We start from the raw sequence: 23,157 nt of genomic DNA, 5'->3' as shown, positions 1-23,157 counted from the left end.
CGCCACGCGGGCCCCCGCCCGCCGACGACGCCGACTCACACGTCAGCTGAAGAGGTCTTCAGCCGTGTCGGCACTCACGGCACGCTGGATCCAGCGCTCGATCTGCTCGAGGTCGGTGCACCCCTCGACCCGCCGGCGAACGTCCTCCGGAACACGGAGCCCGCGCGCCTCCAGCATGAGCAGAAGCGCCTTGGCTTCCCCTTGGGCGCGGCCCTCGGCGCGGTGGCTGATGGCGAACTCTGACTGCCACTCGTAGTCCTCGAGCTTCACGGTCTCCTCCATGAGTTTGCGGGCGGCGTCAGAGAACCGCGACATTACGTAGTCACGATAGGCGCCTCACTCGGGCCGTGAGTTGGCTTCACCGCCACCACCAGCTCGCCACCTACCCTCCACAAAATGCGCCGGAAATTCCCGACAACCCGCACAGCGACGGAACCTCGCACGTGCCTACCTCACGAACTCGCCGCGTGATAGCGTTCGATGCATATAGCGTTCGATGCATGGAGCTGTATGACGTCGAGATCGAGCCCGAGGTCCGCAGGTGGCTGGACTCGCTCACCGACCGAGACTTCGGTCGGGTCGAGTGGTTCGTCGCGCTCCTCGCCGAGAACGCCGGGATCTTAGGCGAGCCGTGGTCAAGGCATCTCGGCGAGGGACTCAGGGAACTTCGCATCCATTTGCACCCAGCCGAGGTCCGGATCACGTATTGGCTCGCCTCCGACCGTCGGATCGTCCTGCTGACGATCTTTCACAAGACGCGGGAGCGGGAGCTCGCCGAGGTAGAGCGTGCTCTGCGCGCGCGCAAACAATGCGAAGCAGAGCACGGCCATGCACAGGAGGACTACATCAGGGAGGTGTGAGATCGTGACACAGCAGGACAGCCCGCACGACAGATGGGTGCCTGGCGCGGGCCGCGACAACGATGAGGTGCGTGCCGGGCGCGAAGAGGCACGCCTCGCCTTCGAGTTGGGCAATGCGGTCCGGCAGCGCCGTCTTGCCTTGGGGCTGACGCAAGCTGAACTCGCCAAAAGGGCCGGCCTGACTCAGCCCGCTCTCTCACGCTTGGAGTCGGGCGGCCCGACCCCCACGATCGGCGTCCTCGACCGTCTCGCGCACGCGCTTGGAGCCAGGCTCAAGGTGGAGTTCACCGACGCGGCGTGATCGCGGCGGTCAGGGCAGTAGGTGGTTTAGGAGGAGGTAGGCGCCTAGGGCGGTCATGGCGGCGCCGGAGAGGCGGGTTAGGGTTCGGGCGGCCTTGGGGTGGGCGGCCGAGGCCGTGCGGGTCAGGGTGCCCAGGCAGAGGTAGAAGGCGGCGCAGGTCGTCATGAAGGTCAGGCCCAGGACGCCGAGTTGGGCGGGGACGGGCCAGGCGTAGCGCGGGTCGGTGAACTGGGGCAGCAGCGCCAGGAAGATCAGCAGGCCCTTGGGGTTGAGGCCGCTCACGCCGATGCCGCGCAGGAAGACGGTCCAGTCGGTGCCGGCGCCCGCGCGGGGTTCCAGGGTGGACGGGTGGGCGAAGGTCGTCGCGCCGTGCCAGATGAGGTAGAGGCCGCCGACCACGGTGAGGACGGTCAGGGCGGACGGGGAGCCGGCGACCAGCGCGCCGACCCCGGCCGCGACGATCACGGTGATCGCGGCGTAGCCGGTGACCAGGCCGCCCACGGCGGGGACGACCGAGCCGCCGCGCAGGCCGGCGCCGATGGTGAAGGCCCAGTCCGCGCCCGGGACGATGATGAGCAGCGTCGCGACGGCCCAGAACGCCAGTACCGATCCCGTTGCCATCGCATCCCTCCCCTGGCGGCGGCCATTACAGGGAGAATACGGTTGAATTGGCGGAAAGTGATTCCAACTTTTGCCAGGTAAAGCCGTATTTGTGGAAGGATCTGCTTCGTGGACGCCATCGACCGGCAGATCCTTGCCGTGCTCCAGGAGGACGGCCGGCTGACGGTCACCGAGCTCGCGGCGCGCGTCGGGTTGAGCGTCTCGCCGTGCCACCGGAGGCTGCGGGAGCTCGAGCGCGACGGGACGATCCGCGGGTACCGCGCGGTGGTGGACGCCGCCGCGCTCGGTTTGACCTTCCAGGCGCTGGTGTTCGTCACCATGCGGCAGGAGGACCGCGACACGCTGCTCGGCTTCGAGGCGGCCGTCGCGCGCGTTCCCGAGGTGGTGCAGGCCCAGCGGCTCTTCGGGGACCCCGACTACCTGCTGCGCATCGTCACCGCCGACCTGAAGGCCTACCAGGAGTTGGAGGACGACGTCCTCGCCGCGTTGCCGGGCGTGCAGCGGTTGAACTCCACGCTCGTGATGAAGCACGTCGTGAACGACCGGCCGCTGCCCACCTGAGCCGGCGCGGCATGGGAAGGGACGGGCCCCGCGCCGGGCCCGTCCCGCATTCGCGCGTCAGCGGCGGTAGAGGTTCAGCTTCTCCTCGCCGATGCGCTCGCGGAGCGCCGGGTCGTCGACGCCCTGGCCCTCGGCGGTGGCGCCGCACAGGACGGCGACCTTGCCGATGTGCTGGTTCGTCTGGACGGCCCGGGTGGCGTCGCCCGCCTGCTCCAGCGGGAAGACCGTCGACAGGGTCGGGTGGATCATGCCGAGGCTGAAGAGGCGGTTCACCTCGACGGCCTCGTGGTAGTTGAAGCCGTGCGAGCCGATGATGCTCTTCAGCCGCATCCACAGGAACCGGTTGTCGTACTCGTGCCGGTAGCCGGTGGACGAGCCGCAGGTGACGATCTTGCCGCCGCGCTTGGCGACGTAGACCGACGCGCCGAACGTCTCGCGGCCGAGGTACTCGAACACGATGCCCGGGTCCTCGCCGACGAGGCGGCGGATCGCCTCGCCCAGCATCCGGCCGGCCTTCGGGTGCCGGAGGCCCTGCTCGCCGAGCTCCAGGTCGTTGCGGTTGATGACGTGCTCGCAGCCCTGCGACCGGACGATCTCCGCCTTCTCCTCGGAGGAGACCACGGCGACCGGGATGCCGCCGCCGTTCTTGACGAGCTGCGTCGCGAACGAGCCGAGCCCGCCGGTCGCGCCCCAGATCAGGACGACGTCGCCCTGCTTCATGCGGGCGCCGTGCGTCCCGACGAGCATCCGGTAGGCGGTCGCGGCGCACAGCGTGTTCGACCCGGCCTCCTCCCACGTCAGGTGGGCGGGCTTGCGGATCAGCTGGTTCGCCTTGACGATGCAGTACTCGCCGAGCGACCCGAAGTTCGTCTCGAAGCCCCAGGCGAGCTGGCTCTCCGACATCATGCCGTCGTCGTAGGAGCCGTGGTCCTCCTCGTCCACGTAGGACGGGGAGAGGACGACCTTGTCGCCGACCTTCCAGCTCTTCACGCCGCTGCCGGTGCGCACGACGACGCCCGAGCCGTCCGAGCCGAGGATGTGGTACGGCAGGTCGTGCCGGGCGCCGTACCAGCCCTGCCGGCCGAACTTCTCCAGGAACGCGAACGTCGGGACCGGCTCGAAGATCGCCGACCAGACGGTGTTGAAGTTGATCGCGGCGGCCATCACCGCGACGACGCACTCGTCGGGCGCCAGCTCGGGCATCTCGACCTCGCCGACGTGCAGGGAGCGGCGCACGTCCTTGTCGGTCTGCCCCTCGAAGATGCCCACCTCGTCCTTGCGGGTGAACGCCGCGCGGAAGCGGGTCGGCAGGTCGATCTCCTGCAGCTCGGGGCCGCTCGCGCCGGACCGGACGGCGTCGAGCAGGGGATGGGACGGGCCGGGGTGGGCCATGGGTGTGTCCTCCGTGGAACGGGTACGGGACGCGGCCCTCAGCGGGCCGTGATCGGCGCCCGGACGGCGTCGCTCTCCCGCCGTCCGGAGAGCCGGGCCTCCAGGTGCGCGGCGAGGACGCCGACACCGGGCGGATCGAGCAGGTTGAGATGGTGCGCCCCGGGGATCGTGACGATCTCCAGGTCGGCGCAGAGCCCGCCGAAACCGTTGGTCCCGTCGAGCACATAGCGCGCATCCCGGACGGCCCAGGGGGTCTCCTCGGGCGCGTAGTAGAGGATGACGTGCCCGTCGTAGGGCTCCGGCTTGTACGCCTCCAGGGAACGGGTGTCCTGGTGGGACGTGAGCTGGTGGGTGAGCGCCGCCGGGGGGATGTAGTCCACCAGCGGAGCCGCGCGCTCCATGACCAGAGCGAACTGCGACTCCTCGTCCAGCCCGGACAGCTCCTCGTAGGTGAGGGAGACCTCCAGGCCGTACGTCTCGTTGATGTAGTCGGCGAAGGCGGAGAAGCGGCGGGCGAGCGTGTCGGACTCGTCGTCCACCGCCAGCGGGAGGCCGGCGTCGAACAGCGCGACGAACTCGACCTCGCGCCCGGCCGCCTTCAGCTGCCGCGCCGTCTCGTAGGCGAGGACGCCGCCGAACGACCAGCCGCCGAGCCGGAACGCGCCCTCCGGCTGCGCCTCCAGCAGGTGCCGGACATAGCGGGCGGCGCGCTCCTCGACCGGCGGCGCGTCCTCGAACCGCTCCAGCCCGTACACCGGCTGGTCGTCCCCGAGCAGCTCGATGAGCTGGCGGTAGCAGGCGGTCGTGCCGCCGGCCGGGTGCGCGATGTAGATCGGCCGCCGGTCCCCGGACGGCTTGAGCGGACGGACCGTCTGCCGAGCCGCCTCCTCGTCGGCCGCCCTGATGTACTCGGCGACGTTCTCCGCGGTCGGCGTCTCGAACAGCTCCCCGCGGGTGACCTCGGCGCCGAGCTCCTGCGTGACGAGCGCGACGACCCGGTCGGCCTGGTGGTCCTGCCCGCCGAGGTCGGCGAAGAAGTCGGCCGTGACGCCGACGCGGTCGAGGCCGAGGACGTCCTCGAAGATGCGGACGGCGAGGCGCTCGGCGGCGTCGCGCGGCATGACGTACCCGGACTCGGCGTTCGAGACCGCGGTGGGCGCGGGGGCGTCGGCCAGGCCGAGCTCACCGGCCGCCCACTCCTCGAACACGTTCACGCTGGCGCCCTGGAGCAGCACCGACGCCGGGACGGTCAGCCCGAGGTCGTGCTCGACGCCGCTCTTGATCCGGACCGCGACGAGGGAGTCCAGGCCGAGGTCGGTGAGCGGGACGGCCGGGTCGAGGCGCTGCGGGTCGAAGCCGAGCACGGCCGCGATCCGGTACCTGACCTGCGCGGCGATCATCTTGCGGGCGGTGGCCGGGTCGAGGTCCTTGAGCGCCTCCACGCCGGGCCAGTCGCCGCCGTCGTCGGCGCCCTGTTCGTCCGCCGCCGCGGTGAGCGCGGCGAAGTACGGCATGTTGCGGATCTCGGGGAACAGCCCGACGGCCGTGGCGGGGTCGAAGCGCAGCACGCCCGTCGCCGCCCTGCCGTGCACGAGGAGCGCCTCCAGCGCCTCCGCGCCCTCCGCCGGGCTGATCGGGTCGATCACGGTGACCGACGTCTCGGCGGCCCCGCCGACCTGGGACCAGGTGCCCCAGTTGATGGTGGTTCCGGGGCGCCCGTTCGCGCGCCGGTACGCGATGAGCGCGTCGATCGCGGCGTTCGCGGCGGCGTAGGCGGCCTGCCCGGGCGAGCCGAGCAGCGCGGCGGCCGACGAGTGCGTGACGAACCAGTCGAGATCGAGGTCCCAGGTGGCCTCGCTGAGCCGCCGGGCGCCCTCGACCTTCGCAGTCCACACCCTGTGGAGATCGTCCGGGCCGAGGTCGGCGATGAGCCGGTCGTCGATCGCGCCCGCGCCGTGCACCACGCCGCACAGCCTGGCGCCGCCCTCCTGGGCGACCCGGACAAGCCGCTCGGCCGTGCCGGGCTGGGCGATGTCGCCGAGCACGACGCCGACGTCCACGCCGTCCTCGCGCAGGCGGGCGATCACCTTCTCGGCATCGGCGTCGGGGCCGCTCCGCCCGGACAGGACGATGCGCCCGGCCCCCCGGTCGGCCAGCAGCCGCGCGGTGACCAGGCCGATCCCGCCGTACCCGCCGGTGATGACGTACGCGCCGCCGCGCCGGACGACGCGCTTCCTCCTGGCCGGCGTCTCCGGAAGGGCGGCCTGCGCGAGGCGCGCCACCTGCCGGGTGCCCTCGCGCCAGGCGACCTCGCGCGCATCGTCGCCAGCGAGGAGTTCCGCGACGAGGTCCGCCGGACGGTCGACGTCCACATGGGTGGCGCGCTGGACGGTGCGTTCGAAGGCCAGCACCCTGGTGAGCGCGCTGACGAAGCCGTGGCCGGGCACGCCCTCGCCCGCCAGAGGCAGCACGGTGCGGGTGGCGACGTAGAGGCGGGGGCCGTCCGGCAGCGAGCGGCTCACCCCGGCGACGGCGAGGACCAGTTCCTCGTCCACGAGATCGGCGGACGGGACGAGCACCACGCCCTCGACCGGCTCTTCCATGGCCGGGTGGTCGTCCGGCGGCCGGTTCGTCGGCCGGTGCCGGATGACGCGCTTCCCGCGCTCCTCCAGCCCGGCGGCCGTCGCGTTGCCCAGCGCGTCGTCCTCCTCGGCCAGCACCAGCCAGGTGCCGCCCTCGGACGGCTTTGCGTCCTCCGGAAGGGGAGCCTCGTCCCAGACGAGTTCGACGAGCTTGTCGGCGAGCGGGACGGGGACGTCGTGGCGCTCGACCCGGCGGAGCACGATCCCGGTCGCCTCGGCGAGGACCTGCCCGTCGGCCGCCAGCAGCACGACAGAGCCCGTCACCCCGCCCTCGTCGCGGACGACCTTGGCCTGGACGTGGCCGCCGCGATGCGTCGGCCCGAACACGCGGAGGCTGCCGATCGTCTCGGCCCGCCAGACGCCGCCGTCGCCGCCCGCCGCCTCGTCCGACAGGACGGCCAGGCAGCGGTCGAAGACCTCCGGGTGCAGCCTGTAGTGGCGGCTGCCGCGCTCGGCGGCGGCGACCTCCGTGGCCGCGCCCGGCCCGGACGCGGCGGGGGGACGGCGGTCCTCCCCGACGTCCGCGCTGGCCAGCCGCACCCACGTGCCCGCCGGGGTCAGCGCGTGGACCTCCACCCGCTGCTCCGCCTCGGTGAACGTCGTCGTGACGGTCGTGTGGTCGGCGAGCGCGAGGGGCCGCTCTATCCACAGGCTGTTGACGCGGACGTCCTCGGTGCCGAGCGCGTCGGCCCCGGCGGCGAGGGCCATCTCCGCGAACGCCGCCACCGGCAGCGCGTGCAGCCCGTGGACGGCCGCCGCGCGCAGCCACGGCTGCGCGGCGAGCCCCACGTCGGCGCGCCAGGCGTGCCGGTCCTCGCCGGGAAGCTCCACATGCGCGCCGAGCAGCGGATGCTCGTCGTGCTTGGCCGACGTGCGGGCCGACAGGTCGACCCAGTGCCGCTCGTGGCGCCAGGGCGACTGCGGGACGTCGACGACCCGGCCGTCCGCGGGCCCGCCGATCGTGTGCCCGTGCGCGGCCAGGGTGGCGAGCTGCGCGTGGAACGTCAGCGTGTCGTCGGTCTCCTGGCCCTTCGGCGCCCGCTTGAGCGTGTGGGTGACGAGCGCGCCCGTCCCCTCCAGCGTCTCGCCGACCGCGTGGGCCAGGATCGGGTGCGCGTTGACCTCGACGAACGCCCGGAACCCGTCCTCGGCGGCGGCCGCCACCGCGTCCGTGAGCCGCACCGCGTTGCGCAGGTTCGCGGCCCAGTGGTCGACGCCGAGGCCGGCCGCGGAGTCGAGGTGGGCGCGGGGGTCGTCGAGGGCGGTGGTGTAGAGCCTGATGCCCTCGGCGAGCGGGGTGCCCGGCTCGGCGCCCACGTCGGCGAGGAGCTCGCGCAACTCGGGCAGGAGCGGGTCGACCTGGGGCGAGTGGCCGGCGCCCTCGGCCTGCACCATCCGGGCGAGCCTGCCTTCGGCCTCCGCCCGCTTGACGATCTCGGCGACCTGGTCGGCGTCGCCGGTCACGACGGTCTGCTTCGGCGAGGAGTGCACGGCCGCGTAGACCTCGGGCAGGCCGCCGGCGAGGCGGGCGACCTCCGCGGCGGACGCGCCGAGGACCGCCATCGCGCCGCCGCCGACGAGCCGCGTCAGCAGGCGGGACCGGCGGCAGATGACGCGGACGCCGTCCTCCAGGGTGAGCGCGCCCGCGACGACGGCCGCGGCGACCTCGCCCATCGAGTGGCCGACCACCGCGCCGGGCGTGACGCCGTAGGACCGCCACATGCGGGCGAGGGCGATCTGGATCGCGAACAGCACCGGCATCGTGTCGGCCGGGCCTTCCGGCTTGCGGCCCTCTTCGAGGAGCGCCCACAGGTCGGGGCCGCCCTCCTCGGCGAACAGGCCGTCCAGGTCGTCGATCGCTTCGGCGAACGCGGGCTCCTCCTCCAGGAGCCGCTGCGCCATGCCCGCGCGCTGCGCCCCGTACCCGGAGAACACCCACACGGGACGGCCCGGCGCTCCGAGCGCAGTGCCCGTCACCACACCCGGGTGGGGGCGCCCCTCGGCGAGAGCGGTCAGCCCTTCGACGAGCCCGGCGCGGTCCCTGGCGGCGACGGCGGCGCGGGCCCGTCCCCGGCCGGCGCGCCGGTGCAGGGTGCGGGCGACGTCGGCGAGCTTCACGTCCTGGTTCGGGAGCCACTCGGCCAGGAGGGCCGCATGGTCGCGGATGCGGTCGTCGCTGGTGTCGGAGAGGGGGAACGTCCTGACCACGGCCGGGTGGGCGCTCGTCTCCTGCGCGGGCGCCTCTTCCAGGACGACGTGCGCGTTCGTCCCGCCGAAGCCGAACCCGGACACGCCCGCGCGCGCGGGGCGTCCCCGCTCGGGCCACGGCGTCTCCTCCGCGACGACCTCCAGGCGGAGCTCGTCGAACGGGATGTGCGGGTTGGGCTCCTTGTAGTGCGCGCTCGGCGGGATGACCCGGTGGTGCAGCGCGAGGACGGTCTTGATGAGGCCCGCGATGCCCGCCGCGGACTCCATGTGCCCGAGGTTGGACTTCGCGGAGCCGAGCAGCAGCGGCTCGCCGGCCTCGCGGCCGGCGCCGAGGACCTCGCCGACCGCCTTGGCCTCGATCGGGTCGCCCAGGAACGTCCCCGTCCCGTGGGCCTCGACGTAGTCGACCTCACGCGTGTCGACGCCCGCGCTCGCGTACACGTCCCGCAGGAGGGCGCGCTGCGCGTCGGAGTTCGGGGCGACGAGGCCGTTCGAGCGCCCGTCGGAGTTGACGCCGGAGCCGCGGATCACGGCGAGGACGCGGTCGCCGTCGCGCACCGCGTCCGACAGCCGCTTCAGGACGACGGCGCCGCAGCCCTCCGCGCGGACCATGCCGTCGGCGGACGCGTCGAACGCCTTGCAGTGCCCGTCGGCCGCCGTCCCGCCGGCCAGGTCGAAGGTCATCGTGACCGTCGGCGACAGCAGCAGGTTCACCCCGCCGGCCAGCGCCACGTCGGCCTCGCCGCGGCGCAGCGCCTGCACGGCCAGATGCGTCGAGACCAGCGACGACGAGCACGCCGTGTCGACGATCATGCTGGGGCCGCGCAGGTCGAGCAGGTACGACAGCCGGTTGGCGATGATGCTGAGCGCCGCGCCGGTCGCCGTGAACGGTTCGAGGGACGCCAGGTCGGACGCGGTGAACGCGGCGTACTCGGGCGCGGACACGCCGACGAAGACGCCGGTGCGGCTGCCGCGCAGCGACGCCGGGCCGATGCCGGCGTGCTCGAACGCCTCCCACGCCACTTCGAGGACGAGCCGCTGCTGCGGGTCCATGACCGCGGCCTCGCGCGGGGTGATGCCGAAGAACTGCGCGTCGAACTCGGAGACGTCCCGGAGGAAGCCGCCGAGCCGCGTCGTGCTCTCCAGCAGGTCGCCGACCTCGGGGGAGCCGTCGTCGAAGGCGTCCCAGCGGCCGTCCGGCACCTCGCGGATCGCGTCGCCGCGCCCGGTCAGGAAGCGCCAGTAGTCGCCCGGCCCGGTCAGGTCGCGGTCGCCGCCGGGGAAGCGGAGGCCGACGCCGACGACGGCGATCGGCTCGTCGCCCACGTCCCGCCTCACCACCGGCTCCGGCGCCGGGGCGTCTTCCGCGGCTCCGCCCGCCAGGGCGACGGAGAGCTTGTTGATCGTCGGGTGCTCCCAGACGAGGGTGGCGGGGAGGGCCCGCCCGAGCAGCTGCTCGAGTTCGCCGGCGATCGCGACGGCGTCCCTGGAGGCGAGTCCGAACTCCTCCAGCGGCCGGTCGGGGTCGATCTCGGCGGCGGTGGTCCTGGAGCGGCGCGCGATCTGCTCGATCAGGTGCCGGCGGACCGAATCCTCGCTGATCCGTGTCTCGTCCTTCGCGTTCTCCCGCGCGGCTCCGGAACGATCATTGCTCTGCATGCGGTGGGGTCCCCCCATGAAACCGGGATCGTTCATCGAAGCGGAGGGACCACTTTGTCTTACGGTGACCGACTCGGGATGCGCACCCAGACCACTTTTCTCCCTCACGTCTTGTCACGGTGATGACAAGACTCGGCAGTAACCAATGTGGCCTGATGGGATAGTTGAGTACCACGGCCCTAAGTCAGGGCTGAGTAACGAAGCGCAAACCAATAGTAACAATAGCGACGACTGGTTTTAGGGGGAAGCGGCGGATTTCCGCGGTCGGTGCGGGAGTTCACGCCGTACGGACTGTTGACCCGCGGCCGATACCGGTGGGCGCTGGCGGTGGTGGCCGTCAGCGCATTCATGATCACCATGGACAACACGGTGGTCGCGAACGCGCTGCCCACCATCATGAGCGACCTCGACATGTCCAACTCGGCCAAGGACTGGGTCGCCACCGGCTACATCCTGATGTTCTCCTGCCTGATGGTGGCGGGCGGACGGCTCACCGACGTCTACGGCTGCCGCGTCACCTTCGTCTCCGGGATGGTCGTCTTCACCGCCGCGTCCGCCGTCTGCGGCCTCGCCCCCGACTCGGCGACCCTCATCCTGGCCCGCGTCGCGCAGGGCGCGGGCGCCGCCCTCGCCCTCCCCGCCACGCAGGTCATGGTCACCGTCGGGCGCACCGACAAGCAGCGCTCCCTCGGCACGATCGTCTGGGTCGGCGCCGGCTCCAGCGCCACCGCCCTCGGCCCGACCATCGGCGGCTTCATCGTCCAGCAGTGGAGCTGGGGCTGGATCTTCCTGATCAACATCGTGCCCGGCATCCTGGTCATCCTGCTCGGCATGGTCGTCCTCACCGGCAAGGGCGAGAACCGCGACGCCCGCGTCGACCTGCCCGGCGTCCTCATCTCCGCCACGATGCTGTTCGCCTTCACCTACGGGCTGGAGTCCGGGAACAAGCACGGCTGGGCCGACCCGTCCGTCCTCAGCGTCTTCGCGCTCGCGGTCATCGCCCTCGCCTGCTTCGTCCTGGTGGAGAGCTGGGCCCCCGACCCGATGATCAACCTGCGGTTCTTCCGCAACCGGGTCTTCGCCGGCGGCCTGCTGTCCCAGATGCTCTACGGCATCGGCTTCAACGGGATGATCTTCTACTCGGCGACGTTCCTGCAGCGCTTCCTCGGCTTCTCCCCGCCGCAGGCCGGGCTGGTGATGCTGCCGCCGTCCATCGCCATCATGGTCATGACGCCGGTCGCGTTCTGGCTGGCCGCCAAGCTCGGCCCCCGGCCCGCCATCGGCGGCGGCCTCGCCCTCATGGCCTTCGGCATGTTCCTGTTCTCCACGATCCAGCAGGGCGACGGCTACGCCGACCTCATGCCCGGCGTCATGATCGTCGGCGTCGGCGCCGCGATGGGCATGCCGCTCGTCATGTACGTCCTGAAGGCCGTGCCGGAGCAGCAGGCGGGCGTCGCGAGCGGCGTCATCAACGTCATCCGCGAGGCCTCGGGCGCCTTCGGCATCGCCATCGTCGGCCTCCTCATCCACCACGTCCCCGAGGAGGGCGCGAGCGCCGCCGAACTGGAGACGTTCCGCAGCGGCACCGCCTCCGGCCTCATCCTCGGCGCCGTCCTCGTCCTCATCGGCGGCCTGATCAGCGGCCTCACCCTCCCGAGCCGCCGCGGCTGGCTGGGCCCGAAGCACGGCAAGTCCGCGCCCCTCGTCGACCCGCCGCCCCGGCGCTCCGCCCCCTCCACACCCTCCGCCCCCTCCACACCCTCCGCCCCGGCCGCGACGCCCCGCGACCCGGTCCCCGTCCTGGCCGCCCCGATCGCCGTCGCCGCCCCGCCCAACGAGCCGCTCCCGCTCCCCCTCACCTGGGAGGACGACCCCGTGCCCGCCGCCGCACCGGGCCCCCACTGGTGGACCGACACCGACCCGAAGTCCGAGGACGACACCTACACCTGGACCACCGAGGCCCCCTGGCCGCCGCCGCCCACCGCGAACCCGTGGAAGGACTGGCCCGCTGCGGATGCCACGTCCCCCGGCCCGCCAGGCCACACTCCGCCACCGGGCAACGCCTCTGCAGGCACTCACCCCGCCCCACCACAGAGCGGCGCTCCCGACGTCTCCGGCACGCCCGCGATCGGAGAGGATTCCGGGACGCACTCGTCCCCCCTCTCCACGGGCAGCCCCTCGCAGGGGGGCGCGGCATCGTTCCAAGACTCGCGCGGCACCCGCGACGACCTCCTCGTACCGAGCCCCGACCAGGTCTCCCTCTCGGCGACCGACACCGAGACGCCCTTGGGCGAGGACGCCGCAACCCCTTGGTCGCCGACCGCCGCCAAGACCGGGGAGACCGAAGCGCCGCTCAGCGCGAATCCGCAGGACGCGCTTGAGATCGCGGAGGCCGCGCAGGCTCCGGGCGGCGCGGAGGCGGCCCTCCAGGATCACGTCCCGGAGGAACTGCACGCCCCCGACAGAGACCCGACCACCGGGGACGCTGGACGTCCTCTGGCGGCTGATGAAGTGGCGACGCTGGGCGACGGCGCGTCCGATAACGGAGGTGCTGTGGACGAGCCGGGCGAGAACGGCGACGCGTCGCTGCGCGGGCGTCCAGGGGAGGATCACGCCGCCCCCGGGCAGGTGACCGAGGATCCGCCCGCGGACGCTTCGGAAGCCGCCGAGGAGCCGGAGGCTTCACCGGGGGAATTCGGGGCGGCCGCCGAGGCCGCGGAGGGGACTCCCGATGGCCGGCCGGCGCCGCCGGAGGGCTGGTACCAGCCTTATGTGCCCGAGGAGGAGCCGGTGGAGCAGCCTCCCATCGTCCCGCGCAACGACGCCTGGTAGGAGGCAGCGTGAGCCGGATCGTGATCTTCGCGGCGGGGTCGCGCGGCGACATCCAGCCCTGCGTGGCGCTGGGGCGGGCGCTGCGGGCGCGGGGGGACGAGGTGCGCCTCGTCGCGAGTGCGCGGTACGCGCCGATGGTCGTCGCGGCGGGGCTGGAACTCGCGCCGCTGACGGCGGATCCGACCGAGATCCTCGAATCGGACGCCGGTCAGGAGTTGCTCGCCGGCGGGCGCAATCCGGTGAAGTTCCTGCGCGGCTTCCGGCGCATCCTCGGGCCGATGGCCGAGCGGCTGCTGGCGGAGTGTTCGGACGCCTGTAAGGACGCGGAACTGATCCTGGGGCCCACGCTGGGTTTCCTTCCGCAACACATTGGTGAACATCTCGGTGTTCCGTGGGCATTGATTCATTTCCAGCCGAGCGAGCCGACCGGGGCGTTCCCCCACCCGTTCGTTCCGCAGGCCCGCGTGCTCGGACCGTGGGCGAACCGGGCCAGCTTCCTGGCGGTCGACCAGATCGCGTGGCAGCTGTCGCGCCCGTTCATCAACCCGTGGCGGGACGAGGCGCTGGGACTGCCCCGGCTGCCGCTGCGGGGACGTCGGGCCGAGGGCGGTCCGGTGCTGGCGTGCTTCAGTCCGGTGGTGGTGCCGAGGCCCCGCGACTGGGCCTCCCATGTGCACCTGACGGGCTACTGGTTCCTCGACGAACCCGAGTGGGAGCCTCCCGCGGAGCTGGCGGAGTTCCTCGCCGCGGGCCCCGCCCCGGTGTACGTCGGGTTCGGGAGCATGGTGCCGAAGGACGCCGAGATGACCGCCATGGCGGTACGGGCGGCCCTGAAGCTCGCCGGAGTGCGGGGCATCGTGCAGGGCGACCCGGCGACGTCGGACGAGGACGTGTTCGCCGTCCAGGACGTACCGCACTCGTGGCTGTTCCCCCGCATGGCGGCGGTCGTGCACCACGGGGGCGCCGGCACGACGGCGGCGGGGCTGCGGGCGGGCGTGCCGACCATGGTGTGCCCGTTCTTCGGCGACCAGCCGTACTGGGGCGAGCGGGTCGCGGCGCTGGGAGCGGGGCCCGCCCCGCTGCCGTTCCGCGCGCTGACCGTGCCCCGGCTCGCCTCGAAGATCCGCCGCGCCGTCCGGGACGAGGAGATGGCCGACCGCGCGGCCGACCTGGGCCACCGCATCCGCGCCGAGGACGGCGTCGCCCGGGCCCAGGAGATCATCGACTCCCTGCTCTGAGCGGCCGCCGGAGCGGGTCTCAGTCGTCGTCGGGTTCTTCGCCCCAGTGCCAGCCTGAGCCGTCCGGGTTGGGGACGATCACGCGCCGGGTGCGCGGGGCGGGGCGCGGTGCCGGTTGGGGCGGACCGTCCGCCCAGGGCGTCCACGGCGCCCCCTTGGGCTGCGGCGCCCCGTTGGACTGCGGCGCCCCGCCGGGCTCGGCACCGTCCGGAGCCGTCCGGAAGACGAGTCCCGGGGCCTCGGGCGCGCTCGGCTGCGGAGCGGACTGGAACGCCGCGTTCGCGTCCACTCGCGGCCGGGCGGGCGGTACGTCCGCGGGCGGCGGGCCCGGACGGCTCGGCGAAGCGCCGGACGGCTCGGTGCCCCGGCGCGGGCGAGGCGGCTCTGGCATCGGCCGGACCGTGCCGGGGCGCGGTCCGCTCGGCGCCCCACCCGGGGCCCCGTCCTGGGAAGCGGCGGAGGCGGGCGAGGTCTCCGCCCAGTTGATGGCGTAGGGGTAGGGCTGCTCGTCCGGGAGGCGCGGTGGGGCCGCGGCGGCGCCGACCGGGGCCAGGGCGGCGCGTTCGCGGAGGTCCATGCGGGAGTGCAGGCCCGCGAGGAAGCCCGGCAGCCACCAGTTGGCCGCGCCCATGAAGCGCATCGTGGCGGGGACGAGGAGGGAGCGGACGAGGGCCGCGTCCACCACGACGGCCACGAACATGCCGACGCCGATGAGCTTCACGACGGTGATCCCGGCCATGCTGAACGCGGCGATGACGAGGAGGAACAGCAGCGCGGCGCTGGTGATGATGCCGCCGGTGTGCTGCATGCCGGACGCGACGGCGACCCGGTTGTCGTGCGTGAGGTCCCATTCCTCGCGGATACGGCTGAGCAGGAAGACCTCGTAGTCCATGGACAGGCCGAACACGACCGCCAGGATGAGGATCATGCTGGTGGCCTCGACGCCGCCGGTCGGGGTGAAGTCCAGCACCCCGGCGAGATGCCCGTACTGGAAGCCCCACACGATCGCGCCGAACGAGGCGCCGATCGACAGGACGTTCATGACGATGGCCTTCAGCGGCAGGACGATCGAGCCGAAGAACATGAAGAGCAGGACGAACGTGGCGACCCCGACGACGAGCGCCATCTTCGGCAGGGACCTCATCAGGCTCGACATGAGGTCCATCTGCGCGGCGGTGCTGCCGCCGACGTCGATGTGCATCGGGTAGCCGTCCTTGGACAGGCTCATCCCGCGGATCTTGGTGACGAGGTCCTGGGCGTGCTGGTCCATCGGCTCGTACTTGTGCGTCACGGAGATCCGCACGCCCCCGTACGAGCCGGAGTAGCCGGTGAACTGGGCCTCGGTGACGCCCGGGAGGGCCGCGAGCTGCTTCCTGAACTGCTCCAGGTAGGGCGGGATGGGGTCGCCCTTGCCGGACGGCGTCCAGTCGCGCGGGATGAGGTCGCCGGAGACCACCACGTCGATGGGCTCGGCGGACCCGTTCGGGAAGTCCTTCTTGACGGTCTCCACCACGGCGCGGGTGGTGCTGTCCTTGGGCAGGACCCGGGCGTCGACGCTGCCGAACTGGACGTTCAGGAACGGCACGAACATCACGCCCAGGATGACGAGCACGATCGCGAAGTACGGGAGCGGATGCTTCATCACGCTCTTGCCGAGCCGGTACCAGAAGCCGCTCTCGGGGTTTCGCCGCGCGCGCTTGGACGTGGGACGCCGCCACGGCATCTGCCCGCCCTCGACGCGCGGCCCTAGGAGCGCCAGGAGCGTCGGCAGCAGGACCGTGGCTCCGAACACGGCGACCATGACGGTGGCTATGCCGGCGAGCCCGATCGTCCGGAGGAACATCTGCGGGAAGAGCAGCAGCCCCGCGAGGGCCGCCGAGACGGTGATGCCGCTGACCATGATGGTGCGGCCGGCGGTCGCCATGGTGGCGGACAGGGCCGCCTCACGGAGCGGCTTGAGCGCCGTCCGGTACTCCTTCTTGGCGGCCTTGCGCGCCGCCTTGTCGCGTTCACGTTTCCACGGTTTGCCGGCCGGCAGCCCTTGCGCGGCCATGCCGCGCTGGAGTTCCTCACGGAAACGGCTGATGATGAACAGCGAGTAGTCGATCGCCAGGCCGACGCCCATCATCGTGACGACTTCCACGGCGAAGGACGTCACGTCGGCCGCGTACGTCACCACATGCAGGACGGCCAGTCCGCCCACCGTCGAGAAGACGGCCACGGCGAAGGGCAGGAACGAGGCCACCACAGCGCCGAACAGGATCATGAGCAGCAGGAACAGCGGCAGCGCGGTGATGGTCTCCGCGCGGACGATGTCGGACACCACCTGCTTGCCGAACTCCTCGCCCAGCGGGACGCTGCCGCCGTACCGGACGTCGAGCCCCGGCGCGGCCAAGCGGTCCTTGACGAGGTGGTAGTTCTCGGTCTTGTCCGCGCTCTCCTTGCCCTTCAGCTTGACCGCGACGAACGTCGAGTGCCGGTCGTGGGAGGCGAACGAGTGCGCGGCCTCGCCGTTGAACGACCAGTAGGAGACGATCTCCTCGACCTGGGCCTTGGGCAGCCGCGCGACGGTGGTGACGACGCTCGCCTCGAAGCGCGGGTCGTCCACCGTCATGGTGTCGCTCGAATACAGGACGAGGACGTCGGGGTTGGTGCTGCCGAAGTAGGTCGCGCCCAGCTTGGCGACGAGCGTCGAGGACGCGTCCGGGTCCTCGAAGCCGCCCTCCTTGAACTTGGCGAAGACGCCGAGCCCCCAGGCGCCCGCCACCCCGGTCATGACCAGGATCAGGACAAGGCTGGCCCAGCGTCGCCGGTGGATGAGACGCCCCAGCCCCGAAAGCATGATCCTCCTGTTTCAGCACGGCCGCCCGGGGGCTCCCTTGCCCCCGCGCGGCCGGTTGTCCGTCGTTATTTGCGAGACGCCAGGCGGGCCGCCGTGGTCGCCAGGGCGCCGTCAAGGTAGCGCTGCCGGGTCGCGGCCCGTGCGATTTTCCCGCTGGAGGTGCGCGACACGCCACCCGGTTCGATCAACACGAAGTCGTGGACGCTCATCTCGTGCTCGACGTTGACGGCCGCGCGGACCGCGGACTCCACCTCGTCCACGTCGAGGCGCCCGAGGGGGACGCGCCGGTTGCGCTCGGCGACGACCACCAGCCGCTCGGTCTCCTCCCCGGTGAGCGCGAACGCGGCCACATGGTCGGGGCGGATCGCCGGGTGCGCCTCCTGCGCGGTGACCTCGATGTCCTGCGGGTAGTGGTTGCGGCCGTCCACGATGATGAGGTCCTTGATGCGGCCGGTCACATAGAGCTCGCCCTCGTGGACGACCCCGTAGTCACCGGTCTTCATCCAGGGCCCGGACGGCAGCTCCCCGGGCTCGGCCAGCTCGCCGCCGAACGTGTCCTGGCTCCGCTCGGAGTTGCGCCAGTAGCCGGGCGCCGTGTTGGGGCCGTGGACCCAGATCTCGCCGACCCGCCCGTCCGGCTGCTCGACGCGCGCCTCGGGGTCGACGATCGCGACGATCTGCCCGCACGGGCGGCCGCAGGAGACCAGCTCGCTCGTCCCGTCCGCGCCGTCCTCGCGGAGCCGCAGGTCGCCCTGGGTGAGCGCCTCCCGGTCCACGGAGATGATCTTCGGTGGGACGTCCTCGGCGGCGGCGGTGACGAACACGGTGGCCTCGGCCAGACCGTAGCCCGGCGCCTGCGCGCCCGGCCGCAGCCCGGCCGGCGCCAGCGCGTCGGCGAACATCGACAGCGTGGAGGTGCGGATCGGCTCCGCACCGTTCAGGCAGGTCGTCAGCCCGGACAGGTCCAGGTCGGCGATCTTCTCCGGCGCGGCCATGGACGCGACGTACTCGTAGGCGAAGTTCGGCCCCGCGGTGTAGACGTTCTTCCCGGGGCGCTCCGCGATGAGCTGGAGCCACCGCATCGGGTTCATGATGAACGAGACGGGGTCGGTGTAGATGGCGTGGTCGCCGCGCACCAGCGGCAGCGCCATCGTCGCGATGAGCCCCATGTCGTGGAACAGCGGCAGCCAGCTCACCAGTTCGGGGTTCGGCTTCTCGGGCGCCCACCCGGCCCACAGCTGCGCGGCGTTCGCCGTCACGTTGCCGTGAGTGATCTCGACTCCGGCGGGACGGCGCGTCGAGCCCGACGTGTACTGGAGGTAGGCGATGTCGTCGAACGCGATCGCCTCGTCCTGCCACCGGTCCGCCAGGGAGAGGTCGACCTCCTCGGCGAACAGGATCTCCTTCGGCTGCGGGACGTCGTGGTCGGCGAGGAACTTCTCCACGTGCGGCAGCGCGTTCCGCGTCGTGACGATCACCGCGGGTTCGGCGTCGGCGTAGGCGCCGATCAGCCGGTCGGCGTGCCCCGGCAGGTCGGGCGAGAACAGCGGCACCGCGATGACGTGCGAGTACAGGGCGCCGAGCATGGTCATCATGTACTCGAGCGTCTGCGGCAGCAGCAGCGCGGCGCGCTCCCCCGGCCCGCTGACCTGGCGGAGCGTCACGGCCATGGCGCGCGCCCGCCGGTCGGTCTCGGCCCAGCTCAGCGTGCGGTGCGCGCCGGACGGGTCGGCCGAGTAGTCGACGAAGGTGTAGGCCGGGGCGTCCGGCTTCTCCCTCGCCCACCGCGCGACCCGCTCGATCAGCGGGGTGCGGCCGGAGCCGCCGGGCAGGAGTTCGGGAAGCAGCGAGCCCAATGCCATTGATCATCTCCCGAGGGGACGGGCCGGACGGGGCCGTGGACGATGCCGTGAAGGGGGTTGCACGCCGCCGGCGGAGGTGCGCCGCGCCTGCCGGACGATTCCGTCTGGAGGCCTCCGGTGACCGGCGATGATCGTCAAGCTACCGGATGGTAGTCAGTGCGCGATATTAGCTCGCGGTCACATTCGCCAAAGTCCGGTTTGTCACCCCCGTGACAAGAGGAAATCCCCTTTCACACATGGGCGTTCGCCCGGTCACCGACCGTGCCCGCGGCTACCGGTCGGCGGCGAAGATCTGCTGCATGATCCCCCGGCGGTGCCGTCCCTGGTAGGTCGTGTCCGGGTTCACCTCGTCCGGGAGCGCGGCGAGGTAGCGGCTCTCCGCGTCGATGAGCTGCTCCAGCTCGCCGCGGTCGAGAAAGACGCCCTTGCATCCCGGGCATTCCTCGATCACGACTCCGTGGCGTTCGTGGGTGTCGAGCTTCGACTCGCACTTCGGGCACTGCAGCGTCGCGTCTGACATACCGGATCCCCTGTCCGTCACGACCGCGTTTACCGTCGCCGGTCAGCTTACTGACACCTGCCCCTTTTCGGGGAGATGCCGGGACGCTCACCCACCGATTCGGATGCGCCTGCCTGGCGCGTAGCCGTTCGCTTCGTCCCGGCCGGTCCGGCGGCGTCAGCCCGTTCTGCCCTGGTCTGCCCCGGCCTCGGCGCGGCTCAGGGCGGCCCTGCGCCGGTTCAGCACGATGCAGGCGGCGCCCCACAGAAGGCCGATCTCGGCCACGAAGGCGATGCCGAGGACGACCGCCCAGTCCGTCCCGTCCCCCTCCTTCAGACCGGCGGGGGACATCAGCGCCGTATCGTCGCCGTCGGCCGCCTGCGGCTGCGCCGGCGGCTTCACCGGCGGCAGGACGACCGGCGCCGACGGCACCGGCGGAACCGGCCCGGGCAGACTCGAAGGGAACGGAGCCCCGGGGCTCGGCTGCCCGGGTCCGTACGGCGCCCCGGGGGCGCTCACGTCAGGCCCGCCGGGCAGTTCGCCCTTTCCATCCGGCTGAGAACCTGCCTTCGGCATGCCGCCGTGGCTCGGCTTGCTGCTCTCGCCCGGCTTCGCGCCAACGCTCGGCTTCACGTTGTAGGGCGGCTTCGTCCCGTAGGACGGCTTCCCGTGGTGAGGAGGCATGAGGTCGTCGGGCGGCCGCACAGCCTGAGGCGGCTCCGTGCCCTGACTCGGCGTGGTGCTTTCGCTCGGCTTCGTGCTCTGGCTCGGCTCGGTGCCCTGAGAGGGCACGAGGCTCTGAGGCGGCTGTGTGCCAGAAGACGGCATGCCATCGTGAGGCACCGCACTGTGAGGCGCCTTACCGCCGTGGTCCGGCTTGGCGCCATGACTCGGCTTGCCATGGCTCGGCTTCGCGCCGTGACTCGGCATGACGCTGTGAGGCGGCTTCATGCTGTGAGGCGGCATGACGTTGTGAGGCGGCTTAACGCCGTGGTCCGGCTTCACACCGTGGCTCGGCTTCGCGCCATGGCTCGGCTTCGTGCTGTGAGGCGGCATGACGTCGTGGGACGGCTTCATGCTTTGAGGCGGCTTGGCGCTGTGAGGCGGCTTCACGCTCTGGGGCGGGCCGGCGGGTTCGGGCTGCTCGGCTCCGAACGTCGTGGGGCACGGCCATCCGCCCACGGTCGTGTTGCCTCCCACGCACGGCGGCAGGGACGCGCCGCCCGGCCCCACGGAACGCGGCTTCACACCGGGGGTCGGCGCGGTGCCCGCCCCCGGACGTGAACCCAGGCTCGGCTTGGCGCCGTGAGCCGACTCGCCACCGGACGGCGTGCGGGTCGAACACCACTGCGCGCCGGTGCCTGCCTTGTCGGCTGCGCATGGCGAAGGCCCATCCCCGTTCGACCGGGGCGGCATCGGCTTGGTGCTGGGTGGTTGGGCCGCCGAGCAGGGCAGCATGCCGCTCTCCACGCAAGGCGACGGGATGTCCTCGCTCGGGCTCGTCTCGGATTTGGTGTTCGGCTGACCGCCAGACGTGCACGTCTCGTCTTCAGCGCAGTCGTCCTTGCCGGGGTAGTCGAAGACCACGCGGGTCGAGCGGCGCGGGGCGTTGGAGGCGTCCACCACGGCGAGGATGCTCGGCGCCTTCGCGGACGGCCCCGACACCATCGAGGCGGGGAACCGGACCGTTCCGCTGCGGTCACGCCCCACCGCCCCCACATCACCCAGAGCGCAGCGCAGGCCCACACCGGTCTCCGAGCAGGCCGGCGAGAGGCTCGTCCAAGACAGGGAGCGGTCGGCGGTGAGACTCAGACCGACCCCGCGCGCGACGCCCCCCTCGGCACGGACTCGGATGGTGAAGGTCAGCGCGTAGGCGGTTCCCTGGGCCGTGGCGCCGCCGGATGTCGTGTCCATGAGCAACCGGACTCCCGAGGGGCCTGCCTCCGGCACGGCCTGGGCGGCGGGGCTCATGAGGGTGAGCGGCGCGGCCAGCGCAGTGCTCACCGTGATCGCGCCCCAGCGGGCCCTTCGACGCTCCTCTCGCACTCGCTCCCCCTCGCGGTCTCCTCATGGCTGCCCGGGGGGCGACGCCGAGGCGTCGGGCACAGAGGGTTATTGCCCGGTCGCTCATCGGAGTAACATGCCTCATCCCGGCAACACACCCTCTTTCGCACAGCGAAATCGATCCTCCGTAGAATCGGGTGGTCGCGAGGGAGAGGAGCCGGGGGTGGCGGAGGCCGTACGGTCGCTGGAGCGCGCGTTCGATCTGCTGGAGCATCTGGCGGACGCGGGCGGCGAGATGGCGCTGTCGGAGCTGACGGAGGCCTCCGGGCTGCCGATGCCGACGATCTACCGGCTGATGCGGACGCTGGTGAACCAGGGCTACGTCCGTCAGGAGCCGTCCAAGCGCTACGCCCTCGGGCCGCGGCTCATCCGGCTGGGCGAGGGCGCGAGCCGCCTGCTCGGCACGTGGGCGCGGCCGGTGCTGTCCCGGCTGGTGGACGAGGTCGGCGAGACGGCCAACATGGCGGTGCTGGAGGGGGACGAGGCGGTGTACGTCGCGCAGGTGCCGTCCAAGCACTCGATGCGGATGTTCACCGAGGTGGGACGGCGCGTCCAGCCGCATTGCACGGGAGTGGGGAAGGCCCTCCTGGCGCAACTGTCCGACCAGCGGGTCCGCGAGATCCTCGGCAGGACGGGCATGGAGGCGCACACGCCCAACACGTTCACCGACGCGGACGCCCTGCTGAGGGAACTGGAGCAGATCCGCCGCCAGGGCTACGCGCTGGACGACGAGGAGCAGGAGATCGGTGTCCGCTGCGTCGCGGTGGCGCTGCAAGGCGCGCCGACTCTGACGGCCATCTCGGTCTCGGGCCCGTCAGGACGCATGACGCGCGAGGCCGTCCCGGACGTCGTCCCCATCATGCGCGACGCCGCCGACCGTTTCGCCAAGGATCTCGGCCCGGCCTCGTCTTGACGCCGCTCTTCACATGCGAAAGCCCCCGGACCTGTGGTCCGGGGGCCAGACGTGAGGCGGTCGTCAGTCGACGGGCTCGCCGACGATGACGGTGGGCCGCCCGCTGCGCTCCCAGGTGACGAAGTCGCCCGCCGACTTCACCAGGACGGAGGCAAGCCAGAGCGCCAGCCCGGTGTCGTCGGCGATGCCGACCACGGGGATGACGTCGGGGACGGCGTCGACCGGGGAGATGATGTAGACGAGCCCCAGGGCGAGAAGTCCGAGCGTCCCGAAGGACATCCCCTTGTACTGGCCCCGCAGGACCGACTTCAGCATCCTGGGGACGGCGCGGACGCGCTCCCAGAATCCGGGCGCGTGGGGTTCGAGCGTCTCGCGGTAGATATGCCAGGCCTGTCCGGCGGCGGCTGCACTGCGCTTCCTGTCCACCAGCACTCCTTATTTGGGGGTATGTGAGGGCGCGCCCCCGCGACGCCCACGTACGACTAGGACGCGACCGGTGCCGGTTTTGTTCCCTCGGATCGGCCATGAGGCGCGGGTCACAGGGACCTGACCTGGGCCGCCGTCGAGATGGGCGCCGGCCGCCCGACGGCCGCGCTTGATCCGGGTTACCTCAGGTGAGGCATTCATCACTCTCATGGTCGACGTACGGCGGTTCGCGGCGTG

At 72.0% G+C, this 23,157-nt stretch carries 15 protein-coding genes; 6 read left to right on the top strand and 9 right to left on the bottom strand.

What is annotated here, in order from left to right; genetic code table 11:
- Nucleotides 1-42: 42 nt before the first annotated feature.
- On the bottom strand, nucleotides 43-270 hold the full coding sequence (locus ABWI07_RS06565; protein WP_353817921.1) for a hypothetical protein: 228 nt from the start codon (nucleotides 268-270) through the stop codon (nucleotides 43-45).
- 230 nt (nucleotides 271-500) lie between these two features.
- Here ABWI07_RS06565 and ABWI07_RS06560 point away from each other — a divergent pair, with 230 nt between their 5' ends.
- Together ABWI07_RS06560 and ABWI07_RS06555 are read left to right on the top strand one after the other, a co-directional pair.
- A complete protein-coding gene (locus tag ABWI07_RS06560) occupies nucleotides 501-860 on the top strand; it encodes a type II toxin-antitoxin system RelE/ParE family toxin (RefSeq protein ID WP_353817920.1) in 360 nt (119 codons plus the stop codon).
- A gap of 4 nt (nucleotides 861-864) precedes the next feature.
- Entirely contained in the window at nucleotides 865-1,161 is a 297-nt protein-coding gene (locus ABWI07_RS06555) for a helix-turn-helix domain-containing protein (RefSeq protein ID WP_235036879.1), read from the top strand.
- Between the two features lie 9 nt (nucleotides 1,162-1,170).
- Here the strand turns inward: ABWI07_RS06555 and ABWI07_RS06550 are convergent, their stop codons facing one another.
- Nucleotides 1,171-1,782, bottom strand: a complete 612-nt coding sequence (locus ABWI07_RS06550) for a LysE family translocator (protein ID WP_149260067.1) — start codon at nucleotides 1,780-1,782, stop codon at nucleotides 1,171-1,173.
- A 108-nt stretch (nucleotides 1,783-1,890) separates the two neighbouring features.
- On the opposite strand from ABWI07_RS06550, the gene ABWI07_RS06545 reads away from it, so the two are divergent.
- Nucleotides 1,891-2,343 carry an Lrp/AsnC family transcriptional regulator gene (locus tag ABWI07_RS06545; RefSeq protein WP_149260068.1) on the top strand — a complete coding sequence of 151 codons (453 nt, stop codon included), beginning with the start codon at nucleotides 1,891-1,893 and terminating at the stop codon, nucleotides 2,341-2,343.
- A 57-nt stretch (nucleotides 2,344-2,400) separates the two neighbouring features.
- Here the strand turns inward: ABWI07_RS06545 and ccrA are convergent, their stop codons facing one another.
- The gene (gene ccrA / locus ABWI07_RS06540; RefSeq protein ID WP_149260069.1) at nucleotides 2,401-3,735 is read right to left on the bottom strand and encodes a crotonyl-CoA carboxylase/reductase; all 1,335 of its coding nucleotides are present in this window, start codon (nucleotides 3,733-3,735) and stop codon (nucleotides 2,401-2,403) included.
- Between the two features lie 38 nt (nucleotides 3,736-3,773).
- Entirely contained in the window at nucleotides 3,774-10,244 is a 6,471-nt protein-coding gene (locus ABWI07_RS06535; protein ID WP_353817919.1) for an SDR family NAD(P)-dependent oxidoreductase, read from the bottom strand.
- A gap of 294 nt (nucleotides 10,245-10,538) precedes the next feature.
- Between ABWI07_RS06535 and ABWI07_RS06530 the strand changes: the two genes are divergently transcribed.
- Both ABWI07_RS06530 and ABWI07_RS06525 read left to right on the top strand, forming a co-directional pair.
- On the top strand, nucleotides 10,539-13,076 hold the full coding sequence (locus ABWI07_RS06530) for a DHA2 family efflux MFS transporter permease subunit (protein WP_353817918.1): 2,538 nt from the start codon (nucleotides 10,539-10,541) through the stop codon (nucleotides 13,074-13,076).
- An 8-nt stretch (nucleotides 13,077-13,084) separates the two neighbouring features.
- Nucleotides 13,085-14,314: a glycosyltransferase gene (locus tag ABWI07_RS06525; protein ID WP_235036880.1), complete on the top strand. Its 1,230-nt coding sequence runs from the start codon at nucleotides 13,085-13,087 to the stop codon at nucleotides 14,312-14,314.
- 19 nt (nucleotides 14,315-14,333) lie between these two features.
- Here ABWI07_RS06525 and ABWI07_RS06520 read toward each other — a convergent pair whose 3' ends face one another.
- From ABWI07_RS06520 to ABWI07_RS06505, 4 genes are all read right to left on the bottom strand, one after another.
- A complete protein-coding gene (locus tag ABWI07_RS06520) occupies nucleotides 14,334-17,156 on the bottom strand; it encodes an MMPL family transporter (RefSeq protein ID WP_149260071.1) in 2,823 nt (940 codons plus the stop codon).
- Nucleotides 17,157-17,221: 65 nt separating this feature from the next.
- Complete coding sequence (locus tag ABWI07_RS06515; RefSeq protein WP_353817917.1) at nucleotides 17,222-19,018, bottom strand: fatty acyl-AMP ligase; 1,797 nt, start codon at nucleotides 19,016-19,018, stop codon at nucleotides 17,222-17,224.
- A gap of 271 nt (nucleotides 19,019-19,289) precedes the next feature.
- A complete protein-coding gene (locus ABWI07_RS06510) occupies nucleotides 19,290-19,538 on the bottom strand; it encodes a TFIIB-type zinc ribbon-containing protein (protein ID WP_149260073.1) in 249 nt (82 codons plus the stop codon).
- Nucleotides 19,539-19,694: 156 nt separating this feature from the next.
- Nucleotides 19,695-21,521 (bottom strand): hypothetical protein, encoded by a 1,827-nt coding sequence (locus ABWI07_RS06505; protein ID WP_353817916.1) that lies wholly within the window; start codon nucleotides 21,519-21,521, stop codon nucleotides 19,695-19,697.
- 223 nt (nucleotides 21,522-21,744) lie between these two features.
- Between ABWI07_RS06505 and ABWI07_RS06500 the strand changes: the two genes are divergently transcribed.
- The gene (locus ABWI07_RS06500; RefSeq protein ID WP_268843253.1) at nucleotides 21,745-22,494 is read left to right on the top strand and encodes an IclR family transcriptional regulator; all 750 of its coding nucleotides are present in this window, start codon (nucleotides 21,745-21,747) and stop codon (nucleotides 22,492-22,494) included.
- A gap of 63 nt (nucleotides 22,495-22,557) precedes the next feature.
- On the opposite strand, the gene ABWI07_RS06495 is transcribed toward ABWI07_RS06500, so the two are convergent.
- Nucleotides 22,558-22,920 carry a YkvA family protein gene (locus ABWI07_RS06495; RefSeq protein WP_149260076.1) on the bottom strand — a complete coding sequence of 121 codons (363 nt, stop codon included), beginning with the start codon at nucleotides 22,918-22,920 and terminating at the stop codon, nucleotides 22,558-22,560.
- Nucleotides 22,921-23,157: the final 237 nt, after the last annotated feature.

The sequence above is a fragment of the Actinomadura sp. NPDC000600 genome, from assembly GCF_040492135.1.
In the GTDB taxonomy this organism is placed as follows: Bacteria; Actinomycetota; Actinomycetes; order Streptosporangiales; family Streptosporangiaceae; genus Spirillospora.
Note: the sequence above shows the minus strand (reverse complement) of the source record. Positions and strands in the feature narration are given on the sequence as shown.

Excerpts from the sequence above, each read along its gene's own strand:
- ABWI07_RS06560 (WP_353817920.1), top strand. The coding sequence starts at position 501 with ATGGAGCTGTATGACGTCGAGATCGAGCCCGAGGTCCGCAGGTGGCTG.
- ABWI07_RS06550 (WP_149260067.1), bottom strand. The coding sequence starts at position 1,782 with ATGGCAACGGGATCGGTACTGGCGTTCTGGGCCGTCGCGACGCTGCTC.
- ccrA (WP_149260069.1), bottom strand. The coding sequence starts at position 3,735 with ATGGCCCACCCCGGCCCGTCCCATCCCCTGCTCGACGCCGTCCGGTCC.
- ABWI07_RS06535 (WP_353817919.1), bottom strand. The coding sequence starts at position 10,244 with ATGCAGAGCAATGATCGTTCCGGAGCCGCGCGGGAGAACGCGAAGGAC.
- ABWI07_RS06520 (WP_149260071.1), bottom strand. The coding sequence starts at position 17,156 with ATGCTTTCGGGGCTGGGGCGTCTCATCCACCGGCGACGCTGGGCCAGC.
- ABWI07_RS06515 (WP_353817917.1), bottom strand. The coding sequence starts at position 19,018 with ATGGCATTGGGCTCGCTGCTTCCCGAACTCCTGCCCGGCGGCTCCGGC.
- ABWI07_RS06510 (WP_149260073.1), bottom strand. The coding sequence starts at position 19,538 with ATGTCAGACGCGACGCTGCAGTGCCCGAAGTGCGAGTCGAAGCTCGAC.